Annotated in this window: 18 protein-coding genes and 3 tRNA genes; 16 read left to right on the forward strand and 5 right to left on the reverse strand. The window is 73.5% G+C overall.

Annotated features, from left to right (window positions below):
* The first annotated feature begins 8 nt into the window (after positions 1–8).
* The 5 genes from nuoL to O2W16_RS12395 all read left to right on the forward strand — a co-directional run bounded on the left by nuoL (position 9) and on the right by O2W16_RS12395 (position 7,565).
* Complete coding sequence (gene nuoL / locus O2W16_RS12375) at positions 9–1,925, forward strand: NADH-quinone oxidoreductase subunit L (protein ID WP_269159128.1); 1,917 nt, start codon at positions 9–11, stop codon at positions 1,923–1,925.
* 40 nt (positions 1,926–1,965) lie between these two features.
* Positions 1,966–3,630: an NADH-quinone oxidoreductase subunit M gene (locus O2W16_RS12380; RefSeq protein WP_269159129.1), complete on the forward strand. Its 1,665-nt coding sequence runs from the start codon at positions 1,966–1,968 to the stop codon at positions 3,628–3,630.
* Complete coding sequence (gene nuoN / locus O2W16_RS12385) at positions 3,630–5,174, forward strand: NADH-quinone oxidoreductase subunit NuoN (protein WP_269159130.1); 1,545 nt, start codon at positions 3,630–3,632, stop codon at positions 5,172–5,174. The genes O2W16_RS12380 and nuoN overlap by 1 nt, the downstream gene beginning before the upstream one ends.
* A gap of 81 nt (positions 5,175–5,255) precedes the next feature.
* On the forward strand, positions 5,256–6,332 hold the full coding sequence (locus O2W16_RS12390; protein ID WP_269159131.1) for a polyprenyl synthetase family protein: 1,077 nt from the start codon (positions 5,256–5,258) through the stop codon (positions 6,330–6,332).
* Positions 6,333–6,380: 48 nt separating this feature from the next.
* Complete coding sequence (locus O2W16_RS12395) at positions 6,381–7,565, forward strand: PQQ-dependent sugar dehydrogenase (RefSeq protein ID WP_269159132.1); 1,185 nt, start codon at positions 6,381–6,383, stop codon at positions 7,563–7,565.
* Here O2W16_RS12395 and O2W16_RS12400 read toward each other — a convergent pair.
* Positions 7,549–8,247, reverse strand: coding sequence for a pyridoxamine 5'-phosphate oxidase family protein (locus tag O2W16_RS12400; protein ID WP_269159133.1), 699 nt, complete (start codon positions 8,245–8,247; stop codon positions 7,549–7,551). The genes O2W16_RS12395 and O2W16_RS12400 overlap by 17 nt on opposite strands.
* 93 nt (positions 8,248–8,340) lie before the next feature.
* On the opposite strand from O2W16_RS12400, the gene pdxR reads away from it, so the two are divergent.
* Positions 8,341–9,708, forward strand: a complete 1,368-nt coding sequence (pdxR, locus tag O2W16_RS12405) for a MocR-like pyridoxine biosynthesis transcription factor PdxR (RefSeq protein ID WP_269159134.1) — start codon at positions 8,341–8,343, stop codon at positions 9,706–9,708.
* A gap of 69 nt (positions 9,709–9,777) precedes the next feature.
* On the opposite strand, the gene O2W16_RS12410 is transcribed toward pdxR, so the two are convergent.
* Positions 9,778–10,917 carry a 2-oxoacid:ferredoxin oxidoreductase subunit beta gene (locus O2W16_RS12410; protein ID WP_269159135.1) on the reverse strand — a complete coding sequence of 380 codons (1,140 nt, stop codon included), beginning with the start codon at positions 10,915–10,917 and terminating at the stop codon, positions 9,778–9,780.
* Positions 10,914–12,887: a 2-oxoacid:acceptor oxidoreductase subunit alpha gene (locus O2W16_RS12415; RefSeq protein ID WP_269159136.1), complete on the reverse strand. Its 1,974-nt coding sequence runs from the start codon at positions 12,885–12,887 to the stop codon at positions 10,914–10,916. Before O2W16_RS12415 ends, O2W16_RS12410 begins: the two co-directional genes overlap by 4 nt.
* Positions 12,888–13,099: 212 nt before the next feature.
* Here O2W16_RS12415 and htpX point away from each other — a divergent pair, with 212 nt between their 5' ends.
* Positions 13,100–13,963 carry a zinc metalloprotease HtpX gene (gene htpX / locus O2W16_RS12420; protein WP_269159137.1) on the forward strand — a complete coding sequence of 288 codons (864 nt, stop codon included), beginning with the start codon at positions 13,100–13,102 and terminating at the stop codon, positions 13,961–13,963.
* Between the two features lie 37 nt (positions 13,964–14,000).
* Here htpX and O2W16_RS12425 read toward each other — a convergent pair whose 3' ends face one another.
* Positions 14,001–14,492 carry a YajQ family cyclic di-GMP-binding protein gene (locus tag O2W16_RS12425; RefSeq protein WP_166754900.1) on the reverse strand — a complete coding sequence of 164 codons (492 nt, stop codon included), beginning with the start codon at positions 14,490–14,492 and terminating at the stop codon, positions 14,001–14,003.
* A gap of 89 nt (positions 14,493–14,581) precedes the next feature.
* Here O2W16_RS12425 and O2W16_RS12430 point away from each other — a divergent pair.
* Positions 14,582–14,663, forward strand: a tRNA-Tyr gene (locus O2W16_RS12430).
* Positions 14,664–14,710: 47 nt separating this feature from the next.
* Here O2W16_RS12430 and O2W16_RS12435 read toward each other — a convergent pair.
* Positions 14,711–15,148, reverse strand: a complete 438-nt coding sequence (locus O2W16_RS12435; protein ID WP_269159138.1) for a pilus assembly protein TadG-related protein — start codon at positions 15,146–15,148, stop codon at positions 14,711–14,713.
* A 165-nt stretch (positions 15,149–15,313) separates the two neighbouring features.
* Here O2W16_RS12435 and O2W16_RS12440 point away from each other — a divergent pair, with 165 nt between their 5' ends.
* From O2W16_RS12440 to O2W16_RS12475, 8 genes are all read left to right on the forward strand, one after another.
* Positions 15,314–15,595, forward strand: a complete 282-nt coding sequence (locus tag O2W16_RS12440; protein WP_269159139.1) for a hypothetical protein — start codon at positions 15,314–15,316, stop codon at positions 15,593–15,595.
* The gene (locus tag O2W16_RS12445) at positions 15,592–17,631 is read left to right on the forward strand and encodes a hypothetical protein (protein ID WP_269159140.1); all 2,040 of its coding nucleotides are present in this window, start codon (positions 15,592–15,594) and stop codon (positions 17,629–17,631) included. Before O2W16_RS12440 ends, O2W16_RS12445 begins: the two co-directional genes overlap by 4 nt.
* 540 nt (positions 17,632–18,171) lie before the next feature.
* A complete protein-coding gene (locus tag O2W16_RS12450; protein WP_269159141.1) occupies positions 18,172–20,610 on the forward strand; it encodes a putative bifunctional diguanylate cyclase/phosphodiesterase in 2,439 nt (812 codons plus the stop codon).
* A 102-nt stretch (positions 20,611–20,712) separates the two neighbouring features.
* Positions 20,713–20,785, forward strand: a tRNA-Thr gene (locus O2W16_RS12455).
* A 58-nt stretch (positions 20,786–20,843) separates the two neighbouring features.
* Positions 20,844–20,917, forward strand: a tRNA-Met gene (locus O2W16_RS12460).
* Positions 20,918–21,031: 114 nt separating this feature from the next.
* On the forward strand, positions 21,032–21,196 hold the full coding sequence (gene rpmG / locus O2W16_RS12465; protein WP_014742879.1) for a 50S ribosomal protein L33: 165 nt from the start codon (positions 21,032–21,034) through the stop codon (positions 21,194–21,196).
* Between the two features lie 31 nt (positions 21,197–21,227).
* Complete coding sequence (locus tag O2W16_RS12470) at positions 21,228–21,674, forward strand: MaoC family dehydratase N-terminal domain-containing protein (protein WP_269159142.1); 447 nt, start codon at positions 21,228–21,230, stop codon at positions 21,672–21,674.
* Positions 21,671–22,093, forward strand: a complete 423-nt coding sequence (locus O2W16_RS12475) for a MaoC family dehydratase (RefSeq protein ID WP_269159143.1) — start codon at positions 21,671–21,673, stop codon at positions 22,091–22,093. Before O2W16_RS12470 ends, O2W16_RS12475 begins: the two co-directional genes overlap by 4 nt.
* Positions 22,094–22,105 lie beyond the last annotated feature (12 nt).

A 22,105-nucleotide genomic window follows, 5' to 3' on the forward strand; every position in this document is an offset into this window, starting at 1 on the left:
AGCCAGGAGTGAACGAGGTCGTGCCTGCGTCGGTGCCGGTCGACGGGCTGTTGTCCGTCACGTGGCTGGTGATCGTGCTGCCGCTGGCCGGCGCTGCGCTGCTGCTGCTGGGTGGGCGGCGCACCGACCGGTGGGGTCACCTGCTGGCCACCGGCACCGTGGTCGCCGCCTTCGCCCTCGCCGTGGCCTGCACCGTCGCGCTGACCGAGCGCGCCGGCCGCGCGGTGAGCCTGGACCTGTTCACCTTCATCGAGACCGGCAGCCTCGACGTCACCGCCGGGCTGCTGCTGGACCCGCTGTCAGCGGTGTTCGTCCTGCTGATCACCGGGGTCGGCGCGCTGATCCACGTCTACTCGATCGGCTACATGGCGCACGACCCCGGCCGCCGCCGGTTCTTCGCCTACCTCAACCTGTTCGTCGCGGCGATGCTGCTGCTGGTGCTGGGCAACAGCTACGTCGCCCTCTACGTCGGCTGGGAGGGCGTCGGCCTGGCGTCCTACCTGCTCATCGCGTTCTGGCACACCCGCCCGGCAGCGGCCACGGCGGCCAAGAAGGCCTTCCTGATGAACCGGGTCGGGGACGTCGGCCTGGCGCTGGCGATCTTCCTGATGTTCGCCCAGCTCGGGACGACGTCCTACGCCGGCGTCTTCGGCTCGGTCGGACTGCTCGCCGGCGGCACCGTCACCGCGATCGGGCTGCTCCTGCTGCTCGGCGCCTGCGGCAAGTCCGGCCAGTTCCCGCTGCAGGCCTGGCTGCCCGACGCGATGGAGGGCCCGACCCCGGTCTCGGCGCTGATCCACGCCGCCACGATGGTGACCGCCGGGGTCTACCTGATCGCCCGCAGCGCCCCGCTCTACGACGCCACGCCCACCGCGCGCACCGTCGTCCTGGCCGTCGGGGCGGTCACCCTGCTGATCGGGGCGATCGCCGGCTGCGCCCACGACGACATCAAGAAGGTGCTGGCCTACTCCACGGTCAGCCAGATCGGCTACATGTTCCTGGCCGTGGGGCTGGGCCCGGTCGGCTACGCGGCCGCCATCGCGCACCTGCTGGCCCACGGGTTCTTCAAGGCCGGGCTGTTCCTCGGCGCCGGCTCGGTGATGCACGCGATGGACGACTCGGTCGACATGCGCCGCTTCGGCGGCCTGGCCAGGCGGCTGCCGATCACCTTCGTCACCTTCGGGCTGGGGTACCTGGCGCTGATCGGCTTCCCGTTCCTCTCCGGCTGGTGGACCAAGGACGCGATCATCGAGGTCGCGCTGGACCGCGGCGGTTGGTCGGGCTGGGTGCTCGGCGGGGTCGCCGTCCTCGGCGCCGGGCTCACCGCCTTCTACATGACCCGGCTGATGCTGATGACCTTCTTCGGCACGCCCCGGTGGGAGGACGGGGTGCACCCGCACGAGGCGCCACCGTCGATGACGGCGCCGATGGTGCTGCTCGCCGTCGGGTCGGTCGCCGCGGGCTTCCTGCTGGTGGCGGTCTTCCCGCTCAGCGGCTGGCTGGAGCCGGTGTTCGGGGAACCGGAGGAGGCCGCGCACCTGGTGTCGCCGCTGGTGGTCAGCATCGTCGTCACCGTCGTCGTCGCCCTCGGGGCGCTCACGGCCTGGCTGTACGTCGGTCGACGCGAGGTGCCGACGACGGCGCCGGTCCGCGTCTCACCGGTGGTCACCGCCGCCCGCCGCGGCCTCTACGCCGACACGGTCAACGAGTCGCTGGTCATGCGCCCGGGGATGTGGCTGACCCGTGCGCTGGTCTGGCTGGACGCCCGCGGGGTGGACGGCGCGGTCAACGGCGCGGCCGCGGCCCTGGGCGGCGGATCGGCCCGGCTGGGGCGGGTGCAGACCGGGTTCGTCCGCAGCTACGCCCTCGGCATCCTCGGCGGCGCGGTGCTGGTCGCCGGCGCGCTGCTCGCGGTGACGGCATGACCACCCTTGACACCCCCACCCGCGGAGAGGCGGCCCAGCCGTGAGCGACGTCCCCTGGCTGGTCCTGATGATCGCCGTCCCGGCGGTCGGTGCGGCGGTGGTCGCGGCGCTGCCGGCCGCCCGGGAGGCGCTGGCCCGCCAGCTCGCCCTGGCGGTGAGCCTGCTCGTCCTGCTGCTCGCCGTGCTCACCACGATCGCCTTCGACCCCGGCGGTGAGCGGTTCCAGCTGACCACCTCGGTGGCCTGGATCCCCGACTTCGGGGTCGAGTTCGCCCTCGGCGTCGACGGCATCGCGCTGTCGATGCTGCTGCTGATCGGCGTGCTGGTGCCGGTCGTCGTCGGCGCCTCGTGGCGGGACACCCCGCCGCCCCGGCCGGGCCGCCCGGCGCGGTCGATGACCGCCTTCTGGGCCTGGCTGCTGCTGCTCGAGTCGCTGATGGTCGGGGTCTTCGCCGCCACCGACGTCTTCCTGTTCTACGTCTTCTTCGAGGCGATGCTCGTCCCGATGTACTTCCTGATCGGCAGCTTCGGCGGCCCGAACCGGCAGTACGCCGCGGTGAAGTTCTTCCTGTACAGCCTGCTCGGCGGGCTGGTCATGCTCGCCTCGGTGATCGGGCTGTACGTGGTCAGCAACTCCCAGCTGGGGGAGGGCACCTTCGCCTTCGATGCGCTGCGCCAGCTGGAGATCGACCCGAACGTGCAGAAGCTGCTGTTCGCCGGCTTCTTCCTCGCCTTCGCGATCAAGGCGCCGCTGGTGCCCTTCCACACCTGGCTGCCCGACTCCGGGGCCGAGGCGCCCATCGGCGGCGCCGTGCTCCTGGTGGGCGTGCTCGACAAGGTCGGCACCTTCGGCTTCCTCCGCTACTGCCTGCCGCTGTTCCCCGACGCCTCCCGGGACCTGGCTCCCTGGGTGCTGGTGCTCGCAGTCGCCGGGATCATCTACGCGGCGCTGCTGGCCGTCGGGCAGAGCGACATGAAGCGGCTGGTGTCCTACACCTCGATCGCCCACTTCGGCTTCATCGCGCTGGGCATCTTCGCCTTCACCACCGAGGCGGCGACCGGTGCGGTGCTCTACATGTTCAACCACGGCATCGCGACCGGCCTGCTGTTCATCGTCGTCGGCATGGTCATCGCCCGCGGCGGCTCCCGGCAGATCCGCGACTACGGCGGGCTGGCGGCCAAGGCGCCGCTGCTGGCCGGCGTCTTCCTGCTCGCCGGCCTGGCGTCGCTGGCGCTGCCGGGCACCAACAGCTTCGTCAGCGAGTTCCTCGTGCTCATCGGGGCGTTCCCGACCCGCCCGGTCTTCACGATCATCGCCACCGTCGGCATCGTGCTGGCCGCCCTCTACGTGCTGCTGATGTACCAGCGGGTGATGCACGGACCGCCGCGCGGCGTGCTCCTGGTCGACGAGGACGACGCCGGGGACGGCGACACCGTGCGACCGGCCTCCGGCGGGACAGGCGCGACCGCGGTGCTGGAGGCGCCGGTGCGGGCCCGGGTGCTGGCGGTCCGCGACCTGTCCCGCCGGGAGATCGCCGTCGTCACGCCGCTGGTGGCCCTGATCCTGGTGCTCGGGGTGTACCCGCAACCGCTGATCGAGCTGATCAGCCCGGCGGTCGAGGCGACCATGATCGACATCGGTGTCGACCCCGGGGGCAGCACGCCGGCTGCACCGGGCAGCACCGGGACCGGGGGGACCGACTGATGGGCGCCATCGAGGCACCGGAGCTGTCGTTCGCGGCGCTCGCGCCACTGCTGTTCGTCTTCGGCGCCGCGGCGGTGGGCGTCCTGGTCGAGGCGTTCGCCCCCCGGGCGGTGCGCCACCCCGTGCAGGTGGCGATCGCCCTCGTCGGCACGATCGGGGCCCTCGTCGCCACGGTGCTGCTGGCCGGCACACAGGACGTCACCGCGGCCGGGGCGCTGGCCGTCGACGGACCGGCCCTGTTCCTGCAGGGGACGATCGCCGTCCTGGGGGCGCTGTCGGTGCTGCTGTTCAGCGAGCGCGCCCTGGACCCGGCCCGGTCGGCGTTCGTCGCCGCCGCCGCGGTGCCGGCCGGCAGCGTCCGGGACCGGGAGCTGGCCACCTCCGAGCGCGTGCAGACCGAGGTCTACCCGCTGGCCACCTTCGCCATCGGCGGCATGATGCTGTTCACCGCCGCCAACGACCTGCTGATCATGTTCGTGGCGCTGGAGGTGCTCAGCCTGCCGCTGTACCTGCTGTGCGGGCTCGCCCGCCGCCGGCGGCTGCTGTCCCAGGAGGCGGCGGTCAAGTACTTCCTGCTCGGTGCCTTCGCCTCGGCGTTCTTCCTGTACGGGCTCGCCCTCGTCTACGGGGCCACCGGCAGCGTGCGGCTGTCCGACGTCCGGGTGGCCGTGGTGACCGAGGGCGGGAGCGCCCTCATGGTGCTCGGGCTGGGGCTGCTCGTCGTCGGGCTGATGTTCAAGGCCAGCGTCGCGCCGTTCCACAGCTGGACCCCCGACGTCTACCAGGGCGCACCCACGGCGGTGACCGCCTTCATGGCCGCGGCCACCAAGGTCGCCGCCTTCGGGGCGGTGCTGCGGCTGCTCTACGTCGCCTTCGGCACCGCCGACTGGACCTGGCGGCCGCTGATCTACGGCCTGGCGATCGTCTCCATGGTCGTCGGCGCGGTGCTCGGACTGACCCAGACCGACGTCAAGCGGATGCTGGCCTACTCCTCGATCGCCCACGCCGGCTTCCTGCTCACCGGGGTCATCGGGCTCGGCCCGGACGGCACCGGCTACGGGCTGGCCGCGACGATGTTCTACCTGCTCGCCTACGGCCTCACCACGCTCGGCGCGTTCGGGCTGATCACCCTCGTCCGGGACGGCGACGGCGAGGCAACCCACCTCTCCCAGTGGGCCGGCCTGGCCCAGCGCTCCCCGCTCGTGGCCGCCCTGATGACCTTCTTCCTGCTGGCCCTCGCCGGGATCCCGCTCACCAGCGGGTTCACCGGCAAGTTCGCCGTCTTCCGGGCCGCGATCGAGGTCGGGGCCTGGCCGCTGGTCGTCACCGCCCTGGTCGCCAGTGCGATCGCGGCGTTCTTCTACCTGCGGGTGGTCGTGCTCATGTACTTCTCCGACCCGGCACCCGACGGCCCCACGGTCGGCGTCCCCGGGCTGCCGACGACGATCGTGCTGGCGATCACCGCGGCGGCCACGCTGGTGCTCGGCGTCCTGCCCGGGTCGGTGCTGGACCTGGCCGAGTCGGCGGCGGTCTTCGTCGGCTGATCGGGGCCGGTGGACCGGGCGGCTGGGGTGGAGCGGGCCGGTGGGCCGAGGCCTGTGGACGACGGCTATCTTCGTCGGTTGATGACCGGAGCCGGCACCACCAGCCCCCAGGGCGGCGGACTCGACCCCCAGCGCGCGGGCCCGACCTGGCACCGGCCCGCCCGCCCGGCCTCGACGATCGGCCCCTGGCTGCCCGACGGCGAGCTGGGTGTGGCCCTGTCCGACGGGCTCGCGCGGGTGGAGGCCAGGCTGGCCTCCTCGGTCGCCAGCGAGCACGCGTTCGTGAACGAGGTCGCCGGGCACCTCATGGCCGCCGGCGGGAAGAGGTTCCGGCCGGTGCTGGCCCTGCTCGCCGCCCAGCTCGGCGACGCGGACGCCCCCGAGGTCGTCGACGCCGCCGTCGTCTGCGAGCTGACCCACCTGGCCACGCTGTACCACGACGACGTGATGGACGAGGCCTCCGTCCGCCGGGGCGCCCCGAGCGCCAACAGCCGCTGGACCAACAGCGTCGCCATCCTGACCGGCGACTTCCTCTTCGCCCGGGCCTCGGACCTGCTGGCCGACCTCGGCCCGGAGGCGGTCCGGGTGCAGGCGCAGACCTTCGAGCGGCTGGTCACCGGCCAGCTCCGGGAGACCGTGGGCGCCCGGCCGGGCGAGGACGCCGTCGCCCACCACCTCGGGGTGCTGGCCGACAAGACCGGGTCGCTGGTCGCCACCTCCGCCCGCTTCGGCGCCTCGTTCGCCGGCGCCGCCCCCGAGCTGGTCACCGCGCTCACCGCGTTCGGTGAGGAGGTCGGGGTGGCCTTCCAGCTCTCCGACGACCTGATCGACATCGTCAGCGAGGGGGGCACGTCGGGGAAGCTGCCCGGCACCGACCTGCGCGAGGGGATCGCCACCCTGCCGGTGCTGTTCGCCCTGGCCGGCGACGACCCGGCCGAGGCCCGGCTGCGCGAGCTGGTGGCCGGCCCGGTCGTCGACGACGCCGAGCACGCCGAGGCGCTCGCCCTGCTGCGCAGCTCGACCTCGCTCGCCCGCGCGACCGCGGTGCTCGGTGAATACGCCGACCGGGCCCGGAGCCGGTTGTCCGCGGTGCCCGACGGTCCGGTGCGGGAGGCGCTGTCCGGGCTGTGCACGTACGTGGTGACCCGCACCAGCTGAACCCCACCACCTGAGCCGCACGGCCGGATCGGGGGCATCCTGGGGAGGATGACCCGACGCTCCTGGGTGGCCCTGCCACCGCTCCTGCTGCTCGTCGCCTGCGGTGCCACCGACAGCGGCGCCGGCGCGGCCGGTCCGGCGCCGGTGTCGGCACCCGCCGGTGCCCCCGAGCTGGACGTCGAGGTGGTCGCCGACGGGCTGGACCATCCCTGGGACGTCGCCCAGGCACCGGACGGCACCCTGCTGGTCGACGAGCGCGCCGGCGGCCTGACCGCGGTGCTGCCCGACGGCGAGGTGCGCCGGCTGGACGCGGACCTCGACGACCTGTTCGCCGACGGGGAGACCGGCCTGATGGGCCTGGCCCTGGACCCGGCCTTCGCCGACAACCGGCGCTTCTACACCTGCCAGGGCGTGCAGTCCGCCGACGGTGCCGGGGTCCAGGCACCGGAGATCCAGGTGATCGCCTGGACCGTGGACGAGGCGTGGACCACCGCCACCCGGGTCGCCGACCCGCTGCTGGGCGGCATCCCGGTCAACGCCGACAGCGGCCGGCACGGCGGCTGCCGGGTCGAGTTCGGCCCCGACGGCGCGCTCTTCGTCGGGACGGGGGACAACGCCCTCGGGACCGCCCCCCAGGACCTCGGCTCACTCGCCGGCAAGGTGCTCCGGATCGACCCGGAGACCGGGGAGGCCCTCCCCGGCAACCCGTTCGCCGACGACGCCGACGCCGCCGACCGGATCTGGACCTACGGGCACCGCAACGTCCAGGGCCTGGCCGTGCGGCCGGACTCCGACCAGGTGTACTCGGTGGAGCACGGGCCCGACCGGGACGACGAGGTGAACCTGCTCCAGCCGGGCGCCGACTTCGGCTGGGACCCGGTCGGGGCGGGCGTCTACGACGAGAGCGTGCCGATGACCGCCCCCGGCGACGTGCCCGCGGTGTGGTCCTCCGGCGAGCCGACCATCGCCCCGTCCGGGGCGACGTTCCTCGACGGCGCGGAGTGGAGTGACTACGACGGGCTGCTGCTCATCGGCGTGCAGAAGGACACCGGCGTCCTCGCGCTGCGGCTGACCGAGGACGGCGAACTGGTCGAGTCCTTCCGGCTGCCCGAGCTCGAGGACACCTACGGCCGCATCCGCACCCCCGAGCAGGGGCAGGACGGCGCGCTGTACGTGACCACCGACAACGGCGGCGGCGAGGACCAGGTGCTCCGGGTCACCCCGGCGAGCTGAGCGACCGGTCCCGCACCCGCGCCGGCACCGGCACCCCGGCCGGGAGCAGCGGGTCGGGCACCGGCTCCCCGAGCACGGTGCGCAGCGGCAGCACCCCGGCCCACACCGGTGACGGTCCGGCGTCGCCCGCGAGATCGCTCTCGTCGTCCCCGGGCGGGCCGGAGCGCACCTTCAGGCTCGCCTCGGTGAGGTCCAGCGACAGGACGGCGGTGGCGGCCAGCTCCCGGCGGTCCGGCTGCCTCGTCGCCGTCCAGGAGCCCGGCGCCAGCTGCTCGGTCAGCGCCGCGAGGGCACGGAGCCGCTCCGCGGGGTCGGTGACCAGCTGCGCGGTGCCGTGCACCACCGCGCAGCGGTAGTTCATCGAGTGGTGGAACGACGAGCGCGCGTAGACAACGCCGTCCAGGTGGGTGACGGTGAAGGCCACCGGCTGGCCGGTCGCGGCGGCGCGCAGCGTGGCCGCCCCGGTGGAGCCGTGCAGGTACAGGGTGTCGCCGACCCGGCCGTACCCGGTGGGCAGCACCACCGGCGCGCCGTCGAGCACGACGCCCAGGTGACCGACGAGCCCGGCATCCAGCACCGCGTAGAGCTCGGCCCGGTCGGTGCGGGCCCGCCGGGCTCCCCGGCGGACGGTGCTGCGGGCGGTGGGGGAGAGCGGGAGCTGGTCGGTGGGTGCGCTGGTCACCGGACCATCGTGCGGGCCCAAGTGGCCTCTCCGAAGGGCCATTCCCCTACGATCTCGGCAGGCCACTCCCAGATGGCCCCGAGGGGAGTGCCCGTGGTCGACATCCCGCCGCTGCCGCTGGACCGCACCTCCCGGGTGCCGTTGTCGGTGCAGCTGGCCGACGCCCTGCGCGCGGTCACCGCGCAGGGCAGCCTGCGTGCCGGGGACCGGCTGCCCTCCACCCGGGAGCTGGCGACCGTGCTGGCGGTCAGCCGCACCGTCACCGCCGCCGCCTACGACCAGCTGCTGGCCGAGGGCTGGGTCCAGGGCCGGCGCGGGGCGGGCACCTTCGTGGTCGGCGCGCCCAGCCCGCCCGCACCGGCCGCGGCCACCCCGGCGACCGTCCGCAGCCCTGCCCCGGTGGTGGTCGACCTGCGGGCGGGCCGGCCCTGCCTGGAGGTGCTCGACCGGGCCGCGTGGCGCCGGGCCTGGCGGGCGGCCGGGGACGAGGAGCCCGACGGGTGGCCCGACCCGGCCGGTGCGCCCGGCTACCGGGCCGCGGTGGTCGAGCACCTGCTCCGCCACCGCGGGCTGCCGGCCGCGGCCGAGGACGTGCTGGCCACCGCGGGCACCTCCGCCGCCGTCGGGGAGGTGGCCCGGCTGCTGCCCGCCGGGTCCCGCGTCGGGGTCGAGGACCCGGGCTACCAACGCGCCGTCGGCGCACTCCGCGACGCGCAGGTGGAGGTCGTCCCGCTGCCGGTGGACGCGGACGGCCTGGTCGTCGCCGCGGTGCCCCGGGGCCTGGCCGCGGTCTACTGCACGCCGGCCCACCAGTGGCCGCTGGGCGCCCGGCTGGCCGCTCCCCGGCGGACGGCGCTGGTGACCCGGGCCCGCGCCGAGGGCTTCTGGGTGATCGAGGACGACTACGACGGCGAGCTGCGTTACGACGTCGCGCCGCTGCCGCTGCTCGCCGCGCTCGCCCCGGACGTCGTGGTGCACCTGGGCACCACCAGCAAGGTGCTCAGCCCGACCCTCGGCGTCGGCTGGCTGGTGGCCCCACCTGTGCTGCGGGACGGCCTGCTCGCCCGCCGGACGGCGACCGGCACCCGCCCCGCCCGGGCCGGGCAGCGGGTGGTGGCTGCGCTGGCCGCCTCCGGTGACCTCTCCCGGCACCTGCGTCGGCTTCGGCGGGAGCTGCACGCCCGTCGTGACGAGGTGCTGGCGGCCGTGACCGCCGCGGGCCGGAGCGCCCTGGGCGATGCGGCGGGGGCGCACGTCGTCGTCCCGCTGCCGGACCTGGCGACCGAGGCGGCGGTGCTCGCCGCCGCCGCGGCGCGCGGCCTCGCCCTGGACCCGCTGTCCCGGCACTGGCTCGGCCCGGCGGAGAACGGATCGGGCCTGGTGCTGGGCTGGGCTGCGCCGACCCGCGCCGAGCTCACCCGCGCGCTGCCGGAGCTGACCGAGCTGCTGCGCGGCGGGTGAACCACGGCGGACCCGCCCCCGGGGTGGGGGACGGGTCCGCTGTGGGTCTGATCCTCCAGGATCAGGACGTCACTGCACGGTCCAGCTGTCGCCGCCGGCCAGCAGGGCGTCGAGATCGGCGGGGTCCTGGGCCGCGGCGTCCTCGAGCTGGTCGGCCATCATCCGGTCGTAGGTGGGCTTGGCCACCGACCGGAAGACGCCCATCGGGCTGTACCGCAGGTCCTGGGTGGACAGCCGGGACAGCGCGAAGGCGTACGACGGGTCGTCGCGGTGCGCGTCGTGCACCACGATCTGGCTGGCGTCGACCTGGTTGGTCTCGGCGATCCGCAGGCCCCCGAAGTCGTCCCGCACGACGCAGGAGGCACCACCGGGGCCGAAGACCAGCGGCTCGCCGTGCACCAGCGGGATCGTCCACATCGGGCCGGTGTTCGGGTCCTTGAGCAGCTCGAACGCGCCGTCGTTGAAGATGTTGCAGTTCTGGTAGATCTCCACCAGCGACGTGCCCTGGTGCTCGGCGGCCTGCCGCAGGACGTCGGTGAGGCCCTTGCGGTCGGAGTCCATCGCGCGGCCGACGAAGGTCGCGTCCGCGCCCAGCGCCAGGCTCACCGGGTTGAACGGGTGGTCCAGCGAGCCCATCGGGGTGGACTTGGTGACCTTCCCGACCTCCGAGGTCGGCGAGTACTGGCCCTTGGTGAGCCCGTAGATCCGGTTGTTGAACAGCAGGATCGTCAGGTTCACGTTGCGGCGCAGGGTGTGGATCAGGTGGTTGCCGCCGATGGACAGCGCGTCGCCGTCGCCGGTGACGACCCAGACCGAGAGGTCCGGGCGGGAGGCGGCCAGGCCGGTCGCGATGGCCGGGGCGCGGCCGTGGATCGAGTGCATCCCGTAGGTGTTCATGTAGTACGGGAAGCGCGAGGAGCACCCGATGCCGGACACGATGACCATGTCCTCGCGGGCGATGCCGAGGCTGGGCAGGAAGCTCTGGACCGCGTTGAGGATGACGTAGTCACCGCACCCGGGGCACCAGCGCACCTCCTGGTCGGTCTTGAGGTCCTTGGCCTTCAGCGCCGTCTGCTTCTCACCGTTCGCGGCGATCGAGGCGTCGATGGCGCCGGAGATCGTGGTGACGTCCGGCCCCCCGGCGGGCATGCCGAGGTCGTGCACGTGGGCGTTGGTGGACTCGGTGTTGGCGGAGTGGATGGCGGTCACAGTGCCGCTCCCGTCTGTGCAGGGGTGTCGGAGCCGGTGTCGAGGGTGGCGACCGTCCCGGTGGTCCCGTCGATGACGTCCTGGAACACGGCGGCCAGTTCGGCGGCGCGGAACGGCAGCCCGCGCACCTGGGTGTGGCTGTGCACGTCGACCAGGTACTTCGCCCGCAGCACCATCGCCAGCTGACCGAGGTTCATCTCGGGGCAGACGACGCGGTCGTACCGGGCGAGGATCTCACCCAGGTCGGCCGGCAGCGGGTTGAGGTGACGCAGGTGCACCTGGGCGATCGAGCGGCCGGAGGCCCGGATCCGTCGGCAGGCCGCGCCGATCGGGCCGTAGGTGGAGCCCCAGCCGATGACGGCCACCCGGGCGTCGCCGGCCGGGTCGTCGACCTCGGTGGCCGGGATCGAGGCGGCGATGCCGTCGACCTTGGCCTGCCGGGTGCGGGTCATGAAGTCGTGGTTCTCCGGGTCGTAGGAGATGTTGCCGGTCTTGTCGGCCTTCTCCAGCCCACCGATCCGGTGCTGCAGCCCCGCCGTCCCGGGGACCGCCCACGGCCGGGCCAGCGTCTCCGGGTCGCGCAGGTACGGCAGGAACTCACCGTCCGGCCCATTGGGCTCGGTGGCGAACTCCGTGCGCAGGTCGGGGAGCTCGTCGGTGGCCGGGATGGACCACGGCTCGGCGCCGTTGGCCAGGTAGCCGTCGGACAGCAGGATCACCGGCGTCCGGTAGGTCAGCGCGATCCGCGCGGCCTCCAGCGTGGCGTCGAAGCAGTCGCCGGGGGACCGGGGCGCGATGACCGGCACCGGCGCCTCGCCGTTGCGGCCGTAGAGGGCCTGCAGCAGGTCCGACTGCTCGGTCTTGGTGGGCAGCCCGGTGGAGGGGCCGCCGCGCTGCACGTCGATGATCAGCAGCGGCAGCTCGGTCATCACGGCCAGGCCGATGGTCTCGGCCTTGAGCGCCACACCCGGGCCGGACGTCGTCGTGACGCCCAGCGCCCCGCCGAAGGAGGCGCCCAGGGCTGCGCCGATGCCGGCGATCTCGTCCTCGGCCTGGAAGGTCCGCACGCCGAAGGCCTTGTGCTTGGACAGCTCGTGCAGGATGTCGCTGGCCGGGGTGATCGGGTACGCACCGAGGAACACCGGCAGGCCCGAGCGCTGGCCGGCGGCGACCAGGCCGTAGGAGAGCGCCTGGTTGCCGGAGATGTGCCGGTACTTGCCCGGGGCCATCGGAGCCGGCTTGACCTCGTAGGAGACCGCGAAGGCCTCGGTGGTCTCGCCGTAGTTGAACCCCGCCCGGAAGGCGGCGATGTTGGCCGCGGCGATCTGCGGCTTGCGCCGGAACTGCCGCTCCAGGAAGCGGATCGTGCCCTCGGTGGGCCGGTGGTACATCCAGCTGAGCAGGCCGAGGGTGAACATGTTCTTGCTGCGCTCGGCCTCCTTCTTGCCCAGGCCGGAGTCCGCGAGCGCATCGGTGGTCATCGAGGTCAGCGGCACGCTCACCAGCTGCCACTTCTCCAGCGAGCCGTCCTCGAGCGGGTTGTTGGCGTAACCCACCTTGGCCAGGTTCCGCGGGGTGAACTCGTCGGAGTCGGCGATGAGCAGACCGCCACCCGGCAGGTCCATCAGGTTGGCCTTGAGCGCGGCCGGGTTCATCACGACCAGCACGTCGGGCGCGTCGCCCGGGGTCATGATGTCGTGGTCGGCGAAGTGCAGCTGGAAGCTGCTGACCCCGGGGAGGGTGCCCGTCGGCGCCCGGATCTCGGCGGGGAAGTTCGGCAGCGTCGAGAGGTCGTTGCCGAACGAGGCCGTCTCACTGGTGAAGCGCCCACCGGTGAGCTGCATCCCGTCGCCGGAGTCCCCGGCGAGCCGGATGACGACACGATCGAGCTCGACGACGCTCTTCACCAGTCCGCCGGGGGCGGAGCTGTGGGCGGCAGCGTCGATGGCGGGGTCCACGGCGGGGTGCATGCCAGGGGCAACACCGTTGGCGGCGGGGCTGATTCCGGGGTTGGTGCCAGTCATGTGTGAGGTACCTCCGACCCGCCAGGCTACGTGCGCGGCGCGCCGCTGGACCGGCTCGGACGCCGACGTGAGGCAAGCCACACAGGGTGGGCTCACCTCACCGGCTGCGCCCGGGGTGCCGGGGGAACGGGGATCGGGCCGGGGGCGTTCTACCGCTCGTGCAACGCTGGAACAACGGACTGAAGACGGCTGTGCTCCTCGGCCTGATGGCCGGGGTCATCCTGCTGGTCGGCAGCTTCTTCGGCCGCGGGGGGCTGCTGATCGCCCTGGTGGTGGCGCTCGGCGTCAACGGCTGGGCGTACTTCAACTCCGACAAGCTGGCGCTGCGGGCCATGCGCGCCTTCCCGGTGACCGAGACGCAGGCCCCGCAGCTCTACGCGATCGTGCGCGAGCTCGCGACCGAGGCCCGCCAGCCCATGCCCCGGCTGTACGTGAGCCCCACGAACCAGCCCAACGCCTTCGCCACCGGTCGCAACCCGCGCAACGCCGCCGTCTGCTGCACCCAGGGGATCCTGGAACTGCTGGACCGCCGGGAGCTGCGCGGGGTGCTCGCCCACGAGCTGTCCCACGTCTACAACCGCGACATCCTGATCAGCTCGGTCGCCGGTGCGATGGCCACCGTGATCACCTACCTGGCGCACATGGCGATGTTCGCCTCGCTGTTCGGTGGCCGGTCCGAGGACCGCCAGGGCGGCGGGCTCGGTGGCCTGCTGCTGGTCTTCCTCGGCCCGGTCGCCGCCGGCCTGGTCCAGATGGCGGTCAGCCGCAGCCGGGAGTACCAGGCCGACGCCTCCGGCGCGCAGCTCAGCTCCGACCCGCTGGCGCTGGCCAGCGCCCTGTCCAAGCTCGAGCGCGGGGTCGCCGCCCGGCCGCTGCCGCAGGACGACCGGCTGGTCACCCAGAGCCACCTGATGATCGCCAACCCGTTCCGCGGCCAGGGCATGGCGTCGATGTTCGCCACCCACCCGCCGATGGCCGAGCGCATCGCCCGGCTGCAGCAGATGGCCCGAGAGCTGGGCTGACGGCCCCCTCGCCGCGGCGCGGGGGCCGTCCCTCAGCTCACCGGTAGTTGTCGAACTGCAGGGCGATCTCGAAGTCCTTGCTCTTCAGCAGCTGCTGGACCGCCTGCAGGTCGTCGCGCTTCTTGCCGCTGACCCGCAGCTGGTCGCCCTGGATCTGCGCCTGCACGCCCTTGGGGCCCTCGTCACGGATGGCCTTGGCGATCTCCTTGGCCTTGTCCGAGGCGATCCCCTGCTGGATCCGGGCGGAGATCTTGTAGACCTTCCCCGAGGACTGCGGCTCGTCGGCGTCCAGCGCCTTCATCGAGATGCCCCGCTTGACCAGCTTCTCCTTGAAGACCTCGAGCGCCGCGGCCACCCGCTCCTCGGTGTCGGCCTGCAGGGCCACCGCCTCCTCGCCGGCCCAGGCGATCGTGGCGTTGACGCCGCGGAAGTCGAACCGCTGCGACAGCTCCTTGCCCGCCTGGTTCAGGGCGTTGTCGACCTCCTGCCGGTCGACCTTGCTCACCACGTCGAAGGACGCATCGGCCATGTCGGTTCCTCCTCAGTGGGGACGACGCGCCGCCGGGGACCCGGCGAGGACGTCGTCCCCCGTCTTGTAAGCTCTCCCGGTACCACCACGGCGGGTTGCCCGAGTGGCCAATGGGAGCGGACTGTAAATCCGTCGGCTTAGCCTACGAAGGTTCGAATCCTTCACCCGCCACACCTGGTACGACGGCCCCCGACCACGCGGTCGGGGGCCGTCCTCGTTCACGCGGTCGGCGCCCGGGCGCTGGCGACCGCGGTCCGCTCCAGCGGCTCGCCGGCCAGGAACAGCCAGCCGAAGGCGATCGGCACCGAGCGGCTGCACCGCACGGTCACCTCGGCCCCGTCGGTCGCCGCCGACCACGAGTCGAGGGCGACGCCGGCGTCACCGAGCTGGTCGGCCACTGCCGCCTCGGCCGCAGCGCGGGTCAACGGCAGTTCGGTGCCCACGCCGCGGGTGTAGACGGCGGCCTCGTCGGCCTGGTTCGCCGCCGCCAGCGCCGCGCCGTCGCAGATCGACTGGACCTCCTGCTGTTCCAGGAAGGCGTCCGAGGCGGCGATCGCCCCGAAGACCATCAGCGCGCCCACCAGCCAGCAGACCAGCACGAACGGCAGGGTCGATCCGGCCTCGGGGTCGCGTGGGTCGGGCCGGCCGGTGTGCACGCGCGCAGCGTAGAGGTCGCCCGCACCGGTGCTCCGCCGTCGTCCACCGGTTGTGGACGGAGCCTGTGGACGGTGTGGACGACGGTGCCCCACCCGGCCTGCGACGCCACCGGCCCTGTGGACGACGGCTGCTGCGGACGCCGCCCGGCCGCGAGACTGCCCGGCATGGTCATCGAGGTGGTCCCGGCACGGCTGTACGAGCTGGCCGGGGTGCTGGACGCCGCATCGGCCCGGGCGGCCCAGGTCGGTGCGGCCGGCGACGGTGCGGGGGTGGGTGGGCCGCTCGGCCCGGTCGTGGCCGGGTTCGGCGAGACGGTGGCGGTCGCCGGTGGCTGCCTGGCGGGCGAGCTCGCCTGGCTGCGGAGCGCCGTGACGACGGCCGCCGCTTCCTGGCAGCAGGTGGACGCCGGGCTGCTGCCCGGGTTCGGTACGGCGGTGCCCCGGTGAGTGGGCTGCTCCCCACGCCGGTGGGGCTCCCCGACCCGCCGGGCTCCCCGGCTGCCCTGGGGGACGCCCTCGACCAGCTCGCCGCGGCCGGCTTCGCGGCGGGGACGACGGTCCACCTGCTGGGTGCGGCCACCGTCGACTCCGGCTGGCAGGGCGCCGATGCGGCGGCGCTGACCGCTGAGGTCGCCACGGCGCGGGCGGTGGCCGGGGAGCTGCACGGTGCGCTGGCGACGGCGGCCGCCCGGCTCGGTGACCACCGCGAGCTCTGGCTGACCGTGCTGTCCCGGATCGCGGTCCTGCGCACCGATCAGCGCGAGCAGTTCGCGAGGGCCGGGTCCCGGCTCGCCGTGCTGGTGGGGCCGGCGTGGGACGGCGGTGTCCCCGGTCCGGGCCGGGACGAGGCCGCCGACCTCAGCGCCGCGGTCGCTGCCGACGACGCCGACCGGGCCGTCGAGCACCGGGCACTGCTGGACGACCTGGCCGCCGACGCCACGGCCGTCGCCGCGGTGCTCGCCGCGGTCGCCGCGCCGCTGGGTGGGCCCGCCCGCCTGGGGGACGCCGCAGGGGTCACCGCCTGGCTCGCCGGGCGGATGCCGGGGTGGGGGGACGGCGCGTTCGCCGCGCTGGGGAGGGAGGCAGCGGCGGACCTCCTCCGGCCGGGCACGGCCGAGCGGCTCGACGCTGTGGCCGCCGGTTGGTCCGGCCACGCGGCGAGCCCTGCCTTCGCAGCTGCCGTGGTGGGGCGGCTCGGCGCCGACGGCCTCCGCTGGCTGCTCACCGTGCTGGGCGCGCGGGACGGCTCCCTCGACGCGCTGGCCGACCTGCTGGCGGGAACGCTCAGCTCGGTGGCCGGTGGGGCGGCCGCAGGGAGCCCGGCCCGTCGCGCCCTGGGCGACCTGCGGCTGGCGCCGGCGGACCCCGACGGTGCGGTCGACGTGCTGGCGGTCGGGATGGGCACGGTGCTGGGCGCCCTGGCGGGCCGGGGTGCGGCCGGGGCCTCCGCCCTCGCCGCGTCCTGGGGGCGCCAGCTCCTGGCCCGCGAGGCAGCGCAAGGGGCCGGCGCGGCGGCCCGGGTCGGCGCGTCAGCTGCCGACCCCGTGGCGGCGGCGTTGACCGTGCTGCGCCACGCCGGCGACCGGGCTGCTGCCGGCGAGCTGCTCGCCGACCCGGCCGCCTGGACGACGCTGCTGAGCCGGCCCTGGCCGGGTGGGGCCGGGGACCTGGCTGCGGTCGTCACCCTCGCCGCGGCCGGCCCGGGTGCGGCGACGGCGGCCGGGGCGGCGCTGCAGTCACTGGGCCGGGGACTGGCCCCGGACTCACCGGACAAGGTGCTCGTCGACCAGGAGACGCTCGCCCGGATCGGCACGGAGGTGAGCGGACTGGTGGCCGGACAGGTCGGCGTCGTGCTGCCGGTGCTGGAGGCGGCCGTGCGCGACGGCGGCCCGGAGGGGCACCTGGACGCGTCGACCGACGCCGCGCTGCGCGGGCTGACGCTCCTGCTCGTGGAGGAGGCCCGGAGCGAGCCGGTGGTCGCCGCCGTGCACGCCGCGCTGAGGGCCGCGGACGCACCTGTGTCGTCGTCGGCGGAGCTCGTCGGTGCCACCGTGGCGGTCCAGGAGCACGCGCAGCGGCTCCGGTACGGGCTCGCGTACAGCCAGGAGCACGAGGCGGCCATCGATCGGCAGCTGCTGTGGACGCTCGGGGTGACCGTGCCCAGCTTCTTCCTCCGCGGGCCCCGGGGGGACCCGCTCAGTGCTGGCTTGGACCTGGCAGCGATCGCGGTCGGCGCGGACGGCGAGGTGCGGATGGGACCGGACACCGGCCGGGTCCGCACGGCCGAGGGCGCGCAGCGGGACGCCATCGGGCTGCTGGGGGAGGAGCCGCTGGCCCCCGGCGCAGTCGGGGCGGCCGCGCGGACCGGATTCTCACGAGTCGCCGCCGTGCTCGGCTCGCCGGGGCCTCCGGAGCCCTCGCTGTGGGACCGGCTCGACGACCTGCCCCGCGCAGAGCTCCCGGAACCCCGTCCACCACGCTGACACCCGTTCGGGGGCCACCCAAATGTGACTCTGAGCAGATCGTTCATCACTCAAAGTGGCGACACAACGAAGATCATTAGCCCGGTCGTGTTGCATCTTGCGCGTGTGGGTGACCGGCTGCAGTCTCTTCATTGCGGTCTGTGCCGGACGACGCTCTGCCCCCGCGTGGGCGGCTGCCGCGATCCCCGAGTCCTTCCGTGCCCTCAGGAGACGTCATGTCCAGCACCGCCACGCCCGCTGTCGTCCGTTCCGCCGCCGCCGACCGCGGCTGGCGTTGGTCTCGCGGGTGGCGCTGGAGTCGCTGAGCGGGTGACCTGACCGGTCCGGGACTCGCCCGGGACGACGTGCTCCATCGGGTGAGCCTGCTACCCCGGGTCGGGAGCCGCTGTTACCTTCGATCGACACCGCCTCCCGACAGACGGGCTCACGTTGGCCGAGTCCTCGGTACGCCCGGCCGCGGAGATCACGCGGCCCGCACAACTCCGACGCCCGGAGATGATCTTCGCTGTTGCTTGCGCAACGGCGATCACACTGGGTGCGTTGACGCTGCCGCATGCCTGGACGACTCCGCCGGTGTGGGCGGTTCTGGCACTCTTCGCTGCCTTCCTGCTCACCGAGTCGGTTCAGCTGGACATCGAGTTCCGGCGGCAGACCTTCTCGGTGTCCCCCTCGGAGGTCGCCCTTCTCGTGGGCTTGGTCGAGGTCGGCGGCGTCTGGACGGCCGTCGCCCGGGTCGGGGCCGTGGCGGTCGTCCTGGCGCGTCAGTCCCTGCCGTTGCCGAAGATCGGGTTCAACCTCTCCCTCGCTGTGGTGGAGGTCTGCACCGCGTTGTTGGTGCTCTCCTTGCTGCCGCAGTTGGACCTCGATGAACCACTGAGCTGGCTGTTCCTGGCGTTCGCCCTGGTGAGTGCGACGGTCGTCGGGATGCTGCTCACCTGCCTGGCGATATCCCTGGCTGGCGGCTTTCCTGGCTGGGGGCTCTTGCTGGGCATGGTGCCGGCGCTCGCCGTGGCGCCGCTGAGCGTCGTCGTCGGCGTGGTCGCGCTGTTGCTGACTCGGCAGACCCCGTGGGGGTGGGCGCTGATCGTGCCGTTGGTGCTGGGTGTGGTGGCGATCTTCCGGCAGGGGACCCGGGCGCAGCGCGACCGTCGGACGGTCCAGCAGGTCTACGACTTCGCACGGCGAGTCGAACTCGTGAGCCCGGACGAGGATGGCACCCGAGACATCGTTCGAGCGGTACGGGAGCTGCTCAACGCCAACCGGGTGGCGCTGTGGCTACCGCCGTACCTGGACGAGGGTCCCCAGTTGGTCGTCGACGCCGCCGATGGGGACGTCGCTTGGTATGACGGGCCGGGCGATCCAGACGACCTGATCCGTCGTCGCGCTCTCGCCGCCGAGGCCAGCGGCCCCCTCCTGCTGTCGGCGGTACGGGCGGACCCCCAGGAGTTGGTCGCACTCAACAGGCGCGGTGCACGTGAGGTGCTCGGCGCACCGGTGGTCACGGCAGCCGGTGAGCCCGGGTACCTCGAGGTCTGTGACCGGCGCAGCGACGTGGTGACCTTCGCCGACGGGGACCGCAGTGCGCTGGAGTCGATGTTGACCCACGTCAACGCCGCGATCCGCCAGCAACAGCTGCTCAGTCAGATCCGGCACGACGGCGACCACGACCGGCTGACCGGGCTGCCCAACCGGCAGCGCCTGGGCGGGGAGATCGACGCGCTCCTGCTGGCCGAGCCCGCCACCGCCCGCGCGGGGCTGGTGCTCGCAGCCCTGGAGGGCTACACCGACGTCACAGACACCCTCGGGCACGCCGCCAGCGACGAGCTGCTCCTGGTCACCGCCGGGCTGCTCCGCGAGCACGCGCCGCCGCAGGCCGTCGTCGCCCGGATGGAGGGCGGCCAGTTCGCCGTCCTGCTGCCCGGTCTGTCCTTGGCCGCCACCGAGCGGGCCGCCCGCCGGCTGCGGGAGGCCGCCTCCACCCGCGCCCGGGTCGCCGGGCTCGACCTGGAGGTCGGGCTGACCATCGGGGTGGCCGCGGCGCCGGTCCACGGGTCGGAGTCCGGCACGCTGATCCAGCGGGCCGACGTCGCGCTGCTCGCGGCACAGGGCTCCGGGGGAGTGGCGACCTACCACCCGGTCCTGGACCAGCAGAGCCTGCGCCGCCTCCAGTTGGGCGCCGAGCTGGAGACCGCGATCTCCGACGGGCAGATCTCGGTGGTCTTCCAGCCGATCGTGGACACCCGCACCGCCGACATCGTCTCGGTGGAGACGCTCGTGCGCTGGGCACACCCCCGCTACGGGGACATCTCGCCGGACGACTTCATCAGCCTGGCCGAGCAGATCGGCCGCATCGGCCTGCTCACCGACCACGTGCTGGACCGTGCGCTGGACCGCTGCCGGCGGTGGTTGGACCAGGACATCGCGCTGTCGGTCGCGGTCAACCTCTCCGCCCACTGCCTCGCAGAGCCGGACATCGTCGACCGGGTCCGTCGCGCGCTGCGCCGCCACGGTGTCCCGGGTGAACTGCTGACCCTGGAGCTCACCGAGGGCAGCGTCGTCGACGACACGGTGCGCAACAGCACGGTGCTGGCCGACCTGCACGCGTTGGGCCTGCGGCTGTCCATGGACGACTTCGGCACCGGTTACTCCTCGCTGTCCCAGCTGCGGCTGCTGCCGATCGACGAGCTGAAGATCGACAAGTCCTTCGTGCTGGGCATGTCGACGAGCTCGAACGAGTCCTTCATCGCCCGGTCGATCGTGGAGCTGGCGCACAACCTGGGGTTGCGCGTGGTCGCCGAGGGCGTCGAGGACGAGATGACCCGGGACCTGCTGACCCAGATGGGCTGCGACAAGCTGCAGGGCTTCCTGGTCAGCCGGCCGCTGCCCGAGGACCGGCTGGAGGGCTGGCTGCTGGCCCGCACCGGCGTCCGCGCCGCCGCGCCGGGGGCCACCCACCGGCGGCTGTTCGTCCGGACCTGAGAAAGGACCTCCCTGTACCCCACCGCTCGCAGGCTCGCGGCGGGCCCCTGCAGGGAGGCCGAAGGGCATCAGGTACAGTTCTGCACGGCTCTTCGGAGCAACGCCCCTTTAGCTCAGTCGGCAGAGCGTCTCCATGGTAAGGAGAAGGTCTACGGTTCGATTCCGTAAAGGGGCTCGTACGATCGAATGCCTGACCGCCGGTCCAGTCGGAAGACCGGGCCGCACGGTCGCCTGGCGGTGTAGCTCAGCCTGGTAGAGCAAGCGGCTCATAATCGCTGTGTCACCGGTTCAAGTCCGGTCACCGCTACCCCAGACGGACCCCGGGAACGGGGTCCGTCGTCGTGTTCGGCATCCGCCGGACGCGGGCACCACCCCGACGCGTCGAGGAACTCTCGACCACCGACAAGGCGAGGATGCGCTCATGGCAGCCACCGACGTTCGTCCGAAGATCACCCTGGCCTGCCAGGAGTGCAAGAACCGCAACTACATCACCCGCAAGAACCGGCGGAACGACCCCGACCGGATCGAGCTGAAGAAGTACTGCCCCACCGACCGCAAGCACACGGTCCACCGCGAGACGCGCTGACCGCAGCGGTCGCGAGGAGAGGGCGGGGAGCATGACGCTGGACGCAGGACTGGTCGGGCGCAGCTACCCGCCCTCTGCCGTGTACGAGGTCGGGCGCGAGAAGATCGCGGAGTTCGCCACGGCGCTGGCCGACCCCGACCCGGTCTACCGCGACCCGGCCGCCGCCCGCGCCGCCGGCCACCCCGACGTCATCGCCCCGCCGACCTTCGCCATCGTGCTCTCCCTCGGTGCGGCAGACGTCGTGGTCGAGGACCCGGACGTCGGGCTCGACTACAGCCGGGTGGTCCACGGCGAGCAGCGGTTCACCCACCACCGCCCGATCCGGGCCGGCGACCGGCTGGTCGCGACCGCCACGATCGACGCGGTGAAGACGGTGGCCGGCAACGACATGCTGACCACCCGGGTCGACCTGGCCACCGAGGACGGCGAACCGGTCTGCACCACCCGCTCCATGCTCGTCGCCCGGGGCACGGCGTGAGCCCCCGCCCGGCCGACGTCGAGGTCGGCACCGAGCTGCCCGAGCAGACCTCCCGCGTCACCCGCGCCGATCTGGTGCGCTACGCGGGCGCCTCGGGTGACTTCAACGTCATCCACTGGAACGAGCGGGTCGCCCGCGAGGTCGGCCTCCCCGGCGTCATCGCGCACGGGATGCTCACCGCCGGGCTCGCCGTCCGCGCGGTCACCGCCTGGGCCGGCGACCCGGGTGCCGTCGTCGACTACCAGGTGCGCTTCAGCCGGCCGGTGGTGGTCCCCGACGACGAGCTCGGTGCCGAGCTCACCGTGCGCGGCCGGGTCGCCGCGCTCCTCGAGGGCGACCGGGTGCGCATCGACCTCACCGTGACCAGTGGTGGCGAGAAGGTCCTGTCCCTGGCCCGCGCCGTCGTCGCGCTCGGCTGATCGCCCGCCGGG

This window comes from Modestobacter sp. VKM Ac-2984 (assembly GCF_026967985.1).
Lineage (GTDB): Bacteria > Actinomycetota > Actinomycetes > Mycobacteriales > Geodermatophilaceae > Modestobacter.